Raw genomic sequence first — 6,439 nt, 5'->3', positions numbered from 1 at the left:
TCAATATCATGCGATATCGACTTTTATGCGGTATTAGCTATCGTTTCCAATAGTTATCCCCCGCTAAGAGGCAGGTTACCTACGCGTTACTCACCCGTTCGCAACTCATCCGCTCGGTGCAAGCACCAAGCTTCAGCGTTCTACTTGCATGTATTAGGCACGCCGCCAGCGTTCATCCTGAGCCAGGATCAAACTCTCATTAAAATAATTGTTTGTCTTAAACTCATTCTGTCACTGACAGATTTATTGTTTTTTATTGTTCAGTTACTATAACTTTCGTTATAGCGCCCTGCACATTGGTTCGTCTTGTTCAGTTTTCAAAGGTCTTTGTCGCTCTCGCGCGACAACTATATTAGTATATCATGACCTACCCTTACTGTCAATACTTTTTTCCAAAAAAATTTATTTTTTTGAAAGTTCATTTATTCACTGGCAACTTTCAGTTTTTAAATTGAATTTTTAAAATCCTTTAGATAGTTCTCTAATTTCTTTTTCATTTTTGTTTTTCCTAGACATCTTCTGTTTGCTAGTAATGCTTCATATTGTTCTTTTTCTTTTACGGTTAATTTTTCTTTAAAACGTTTTAATGCATCTCTCAGAACAACCAGCTCATCTAAATATATTTTTCTTGATGAAATTCTGTGACTAATTTCTCCAATTTCAATATATGGAAGTCTATTAATTTTTCTCTTATCACTTTCCTGTTGTCTTATTTTATCTTTAATATGATTTCTAAATTTTGTTTTGAAATATGTATAAAGTAATTCTTCATTTGTTTCAATTTCAGGATTTTTTTGATAAAGTTCAAAGAGTGTTAGCTGTCCTTCTTGTTCCCAATCATCTTTTTCCCATAATTGAATATAATATTCTTTTTCACATTTTCTTACAATATATTTTACTTTTTGATACATTTTATTAAATTCCATAAGCTCTCCTTTATTTTTATCTGTATTTTATAAAAATAAAGAAGCCCATTGGACTTTTTTTCTATTCTGCACGTTTTTTTAACTATTTGGTTATTATTTTTAACTATTTTGTCCAAATACACAAAAAAAACTGTCACTTGGTGACAGTTTATCGATAGTCCGTACGGGATTCGAACCCGTGTTACCGCCGTGAAAAGGCGGTGTCTTAACCCCTTGACCAACGGACCATTTTTGCAACATATTCTATTATACAGAATATTTTCACTCTGTCAACACTTTTTTAATAAAAAAAGAAGGAAATATTTTCCTTCTTTTGAATTAGTTGTTTTCTTCTAATTTTGACTTAATCTCATCATATGATAGAGGTTTTGCTTCTTCTTCTAATTCATGCTCTGAATTTTCAGGCATTTTTCCTGTTTCATATAATGATTTAATTTGAACACTATCCAAGGTTTCATATTTTAATAGAGCCTCCGCAATTAGTTTATGCGTTTCTCTATTTCCTTGAATAATTTCTGCCGCTTTATTACGGGCTTCATTCAACAAACCACGAACTTCTTCATCAATTTCGTAAGCTGTTTGTTCTGAAATCATTTTTTGTGGGCTTTGAGCACCAAACATCGCATGATTTCCTTCATATTGGACCGGTCCAAGTTTTTCACTCATACCATATTCTGTTACCATAGCACGCGCCATTTGGGTAGCTTGTTCAAAGTCATTTGAAGCACCCGTTGTTTGCGAATTAAAAATAATTTCTTCGGCAACACGTCCTCCCATGAGCCCAGCTAATTGTTCTTTCATGTCCTCTTTAGAAAGTAACATTTGATCTTCTTTAGGAAGGGCAATCATATAACCGCCTGCGCGACCACGTGGAACAATCGTAACTTTATGAACTACACGAGCATTTGATAAGACCAGACCAACGATTGTATGACCAGCTTCGTGATAAGCAACCATTTCACGTTCTTTTTGTGAAATTGTCCGATCTTTCTTAGATGGACCTGCAATAACACGATCTTCTGCTTCATCGATATCAGCAGCATCAATTACTTTTTTATTTCGACGAGCTGCAACCAAGGCTGCTTCGTTCAAAACATTTTCGAGATCAGCACCGACAAATCCTGGTGTTTGTTGAGCAACCAATTTCAAGTCCACATCTTGAGCAAGTGGCTTATTCTTAGCATGAACACGAAGAATTGCCTCACGACCTTTCACATCTGGACGTCCAACTAATACTTTACGGTCAAAACGGCCAGGACGAAGAAGGGCAGGGTCAAGGACATCAGAACGGTTAGTTGCTGCGATAACAATGATTCCTTCGTTGCCTTCAAAACCATCCATCTCAATCAAGAGCTGGTTAAGGGTTTGTTCACGTTCATCATTTCCACCACCAAGACCTACACCACGTTGGCGCCCAACAGCATCAATTTCATCGATAAAGATAATGGCTGGAGCTGCTTTTTTAGCATCTTCAAAAAGTGAACGAACCCGGCTAGCACCGACTCCGACAAACATTTCAACGAAGTCAGAACCAGAGATACTGAAGAATGGCACTCCAGCTTCACCAGCTACTGCTTTTGCTAAAAGGGTTTTACCAGTTCCGGGAGGGCCTTCAAGAAGCACACCTGCTGGGATTCTTGCACCCAATTTAGTAAAGCGTTTTGGATCTTTTAAAAATTCAACAACTTCAACAAGTTCTTGTTTTTCTTCTTCAGCTCCTGCTACATCTGAAAAACGAACTTTAATATCTTCTTTATTAGCAGCGCGGGCTTTATTACGACCAAAGTTCATGGCACCTCTGGCACCTCCGCCACCGCCTTGGTTCATCATTGAGAAGAAGAAGAACATGACGATAACAAATGGAACAATTGAAGTGAGAATTGTTATCCACATGCCACTTGAGCTCTCACGCTTGATGGTGATTTCTGCTTTGTGGTCAGCTGCTAATTTTTGTAATTCATTGACGGTGATATCAGATGGAAGGATGACACTAGTAAAGCGAGATACTTTTTGAACACTTGGGGTAAAAAATTGAATTCCTGTATCTTCTTTTGATTCTTTTGCTTTATTATAGGTACCTGCAATTTCAATCACACTACCATTTGGTTGGTAACTGATCGTTTTTACATTATCATTTTTAATTTCTTTGACCAATTCTGTGTAGTTGATTTGCTGACTTTGACCAACCCCATTACCCGCAAAAAAGTACTGGAATCCTGTCACAGCCGCTACAATAATCAACAAATACAGAAAAGGATTTCGAACAAAACCGTTGTTTTTTCTGTTATTCATCTAGTCTCCTCTATTTTGAGTACACTTCCTCTTTTAATACACCAACATATGGTAGGTTACGATAATTTTCATCATAGTCTAAACCATATCCTACAACAAACTCATTTGGAATCGTAAAGCAGGTGTAATCTGCTTCAATCTCAACCAAACGGCCTTCAGGTTTATCCAGTAAGGTAGCAATCTTTACAGATGCTGCATTTCTTTCTTCAAAGAGTTCTTTTAGACTCTTGAGAGTTTTACCTGTATCGATAATATCTTCTACAAATAAAATATCTCTACCAGTAATATCTTGGTCGATATCTTTGATAATATTAATAATACCTGAGCTTGCCGTACCACCATGATAACTTGAAACCAGCATAAAATCCAATTCAATATGTGTATCCACGTGGTTGATCAACTCTGCCATAAATGGAACAGAGCCTTTCAAAATTCCAACAAAAATTGGATTTTTTCCTTGGTACTCTTTTGTTAGGGTTTCACCCAATTTCTTTGCTGCTTCTACAATTTCATCATGTGAAACCAATACTTTTTTTATATCTTTTTCTAACATGTTTTTACCTATCTATTTTTTGAATATAAAGACTATCTTTCATTATACCACTTTTTGAGGGCTTACTCAAATCACTCGTTACCAATCCCACTACAGAAAGAATATTATGATTCTGTTCTATAATGAGAGCTTTTTGCCGAAGCGAAATTGGAATTTTATGGTTGATAAACCACCGTCTTAATTTTTGATGGTGGCCATTAACAAGCAGCTGATCTCCTTCCTTTCTCCCTCTAATTAAGATGGGAGTTTCGCGTGAAACAGAAAGAATTTCTACATTTTCCCCTACTAATGGTTGTCCAAAAGATAGTTTATAATTTGCAATTTCAAAGATATTCCCAAATTCTAACAAAAATGGGAGGGGTTGGTCATCCGACTTTTGACTGATTTTTTGTATTTCAAAGAAATCATATTCTTGATGTAGTTCATAATTCGACTTTAAATAATGAACGCAATTTCTTTTTTTTCGCAGTAAATTTAATAATTCTTGAAACTGGGCCCTACCAAGTTGCAAATCTGGGAATTGTGCCAAATACTCTTCTAATAAGAATGATTGTACAGAATGAGAATACGTTCTAAAAGAAGCTAAATCTTGAATGCTTAACTCGCTAGTCAATTCTTTTAGTGCTTGGTGCCAATGATTCACTTCCTCTGCTAAATAGCGAAGACTTGCTTGCATTTGGGGATTTTCTTTTTCAAATTCAGGAAGGTATTGATGTCGTACACGATTTCGAAAATAGTCCTGTGAGTCATTGCTACTGTCTTCAAAGTGAGGGATTTCCATCAACTCATCTTTGGTAAAAGTTAACAAAGGACGGATTAACTCACCCTTACCAAATGGTTGGCGTACAGGAATACCACTTAAATGGCGTAATTTTGTTCCTCGTATTAAGCGCATGAAAGTTGTTTCGGCTTGATCGTTTGCATGATGACCTGTTACTAAAGCGGTGCAATCCTCTTTCTCCATAATCTGTTTAAAAAAATCATAACGAAAGGTACGAGCTTTTGCTTCTGTAAAATCACCCGAATAGTGAGCCACATGGATACGTGTCTCTCGCCTATCAGCTAGCGTTCGAAGTTCACTTTCTTCTAAATCCGATTCTGGTCTTTGTCCATGATTGACATGAGCGAGTACCAGATGGATTTTCAATCGTTCTTTATTCTTATATAAAAGTTCATACAGATTCATTGAATCCAATCCACCAGATAAGGCAACTAAAACACGGCGATGGGGAGTAAATAGATATTGTTTTTCACAAAACTCTAAAAATCGCTTTTCCATTATTTCAATACCTCATAGATATCTTTTGAAATGTTGGAAATCGTATCATAATTCGAATGATCTGTAAAAATGGCTATTACATAGGGTGAATTTGTGTATACAATCGCAACATCATGTCTGAAATCATAGGCATCTCCAATTTTATGAGCAACTTTTACTGGAAGGTCACGCGCAATCCGTTGATCATCATATTTTGTAGAGGAGAGCGCATCAATAATAGAGCCATTTTGTTGATAGACAGCCTCCATGACATTGCCAGCCATTTCAGCGGATGCTTCTCTTTTTTCAACATCCCAATGTTTCTTTGCAATCCTATCCAAAGTTTTTTGGAAGTCTTGATCTGATTGATGAGTGACATAATAATTCAAGATATTATGTCCAACATTATCTGATTCTTTTGCAATCTTATCTACCAACTCTTGAACACTGTATTCTTTTCCATCGGGTGTTTTTGAAAGACTACCACTTCCTTCTGGTTCATAGCCTCCTTTGAAATCATTTACTTCTGGAATATATTTGTAGGTTGTAGTTGGGGAAATGGCTTTTTTATTGAGCTGTTCTTGGACGTAGTACAAGTATGGTAATTTCGTTACACTGGCAGAATACATTTCTTTTTGCGGATTGATTCCAGCAGTATTTCCAGTCTCTAATTGTTTTACATAGATTCCATACGAAGGAGAATTGTATTTACTATTTAACAAGTCCTGAACTTTTTCCATTCGATTATCTTTTTCAGTAACGAATGCTTTGTTCACCCAGCCCTGACCTTCAATCTCCACAAACTCATCTCGTAAAGTCTTAGCTGTACGTAAGACTGTCACTTTTGTATAAGGAGAAAGAGGTGTACTTTTTTCTTTTGCACCATTTATTAAGGGTCGGTCGTACACTTTAAAACCAGGTTTTAGCCACATTTCTTGTTTTTTTTCTTGTGTTTCTTGCACAACATCAGAAAAAATGACAGAAGAATCTGCTAATACATATCCTTTATCTGCTATTTTAAATACAGCTTTCCCTTCATCATTTACAAAGAGTTGTTCGATTGTAAACGGTGTGTTGGGAAGAATTTCTCCTTTTGCTTTTTTCAACTGAGGATCAGAAAAAACAGAAATTTTGCGATAGACATTAGGATTCGCTGGAATTGAAGAAAAATAAAGTTCTGATGGATGAGCCATTGTCTGAGAAGACTCAGACTGCTCGATACTCGCTGCTTGAGACCCAATAAATAAAATTGGAACTAACAATAGGAGCAGAAATCGTTTAGACACCTGTATTCCTTTCCTTTTCATCCTTTTGAAGTTTAATCATTTGGTTTTTCTTTTTTAATTCCTCTAATTTTTCATCCGAAAATTCAAGGAATTGTTTAACTGTTTGTAAGATATTTTCCATCGG

6 protein-coding genes, 1 tRNA gene and 1 rRNA gene are annotated in these 6,439 nt (G+C 36.1%); all 8 read right to left on the bottom strand.

All coding sequences use genetic code 11. The annotated features are described in order from the left end of the window. A 16S ribosomal RNA gene (locus O3646_RS07515) occupies window positions 1-204 on the bottom strand; the annotation flags it as partial. Between the two features lie 242 nt (window positions 205-446). After that, window positions 447-926 carry a sigma-70 family RNA polymerase sigma factor gene (locus O3646_RS07510; protein WP_003009261.1) on the bottom strand — a complete coding sequence of 160 codons (480 nt, stop codon included), beginning with the start codon at window positions 924-926 and terminating at the stop codon, window positions 447-449. 155 nt (window positions 927-1,081) lie between these two features. Beyond that, window positions 1,082-1,153, bottom strand: a tRNA-Glu gene (locus O3646_RS07505). A 91-nt stretch (window positions 1,154-1,244) separates the two neighbouring features. Next, window positions 1,245-3,218, bottom strand: coding sequence for an ATP-dependent zinc metalloprotease FtsH (ftsH, locus tag O3646_RS07500; RefSeq protein WP_003002062.1), 1,974 nt, complete (start codon window positions 3,216-3,218; stop codon window positions 1,245-1,247). Between the two features lie 10 nt (window positions 3,219-3,228). After that, window positions 3,229-3,771 carry a hypoxanthine phosphoribosyltransferase gene (hpt, locus tag O3646_RS07495; RefSeq protein WP_003018402.1) on the bottom strand — a complete coding sequence of 181 codons (543 nt, stop codon included), beginning with the start codon at window positions 3,769-3,771 and terminating at the stop codon, window positions 3,229-3,231. Between the two features lie 4 nt (window positions 3,772-3,775). Further along, the gene (tilS, locus tag O3646_RS07490; RefSeq protein WP_368397919.1) at window positions 3,776-5,050 is read right to left on the bottom strand and encodes a tRNA lysidine(34) synthetase TilS; all 1,275 of its coding nucleotides are present in this window, start codon (window positions 5,048-5,050) and stop codon (window positions 3,776-3,778) included. Continuing rightward, entirely contained in the window at window positions 5,050-6,315 is a 1,266-nt protein-coding gene (locus tag O3646_RS07485) for a serine hydrolase (RefSeq protein WP_254733270.1), read from the bottom strand. Before O3646_RS07485 ends, tilS begins: the two co-directional genes overlap by 1 nt. After that, on the bottom strand, window positions 6,308-6,436 hold the full coding sequence (locus O3646_RS07480) for an SP_0009 family protein (RefSeq protein WP_003009253.1): 129 nt from the start codon (window positions 6,434-6,436) through the stop codon (window positions 6,308-6,310). The genes O3646_RS07485 and O3646_RS07480 overlap by 8 nt, the downstream gene beginning before the upstream one ends. Window positions 6,437-6,439 lie beyond the last annotated feature (3 nt).

The organism is Streptococcus sp. 27098_8_148, assembly GCF_041432105.1.
Taxonomy (GTDB): domain Bacteria; phylum Bacillota; class Bacilli; order Lactobacillales; family Streptococcaceae; genus Streptococcus; species Streptococcus parasanguinis_AE.
The sequence above is the reverse complement of the archived record's forward strand: the minus strand, read 5'-3'. Positions and strand labels throughout refer to the sequence as shown.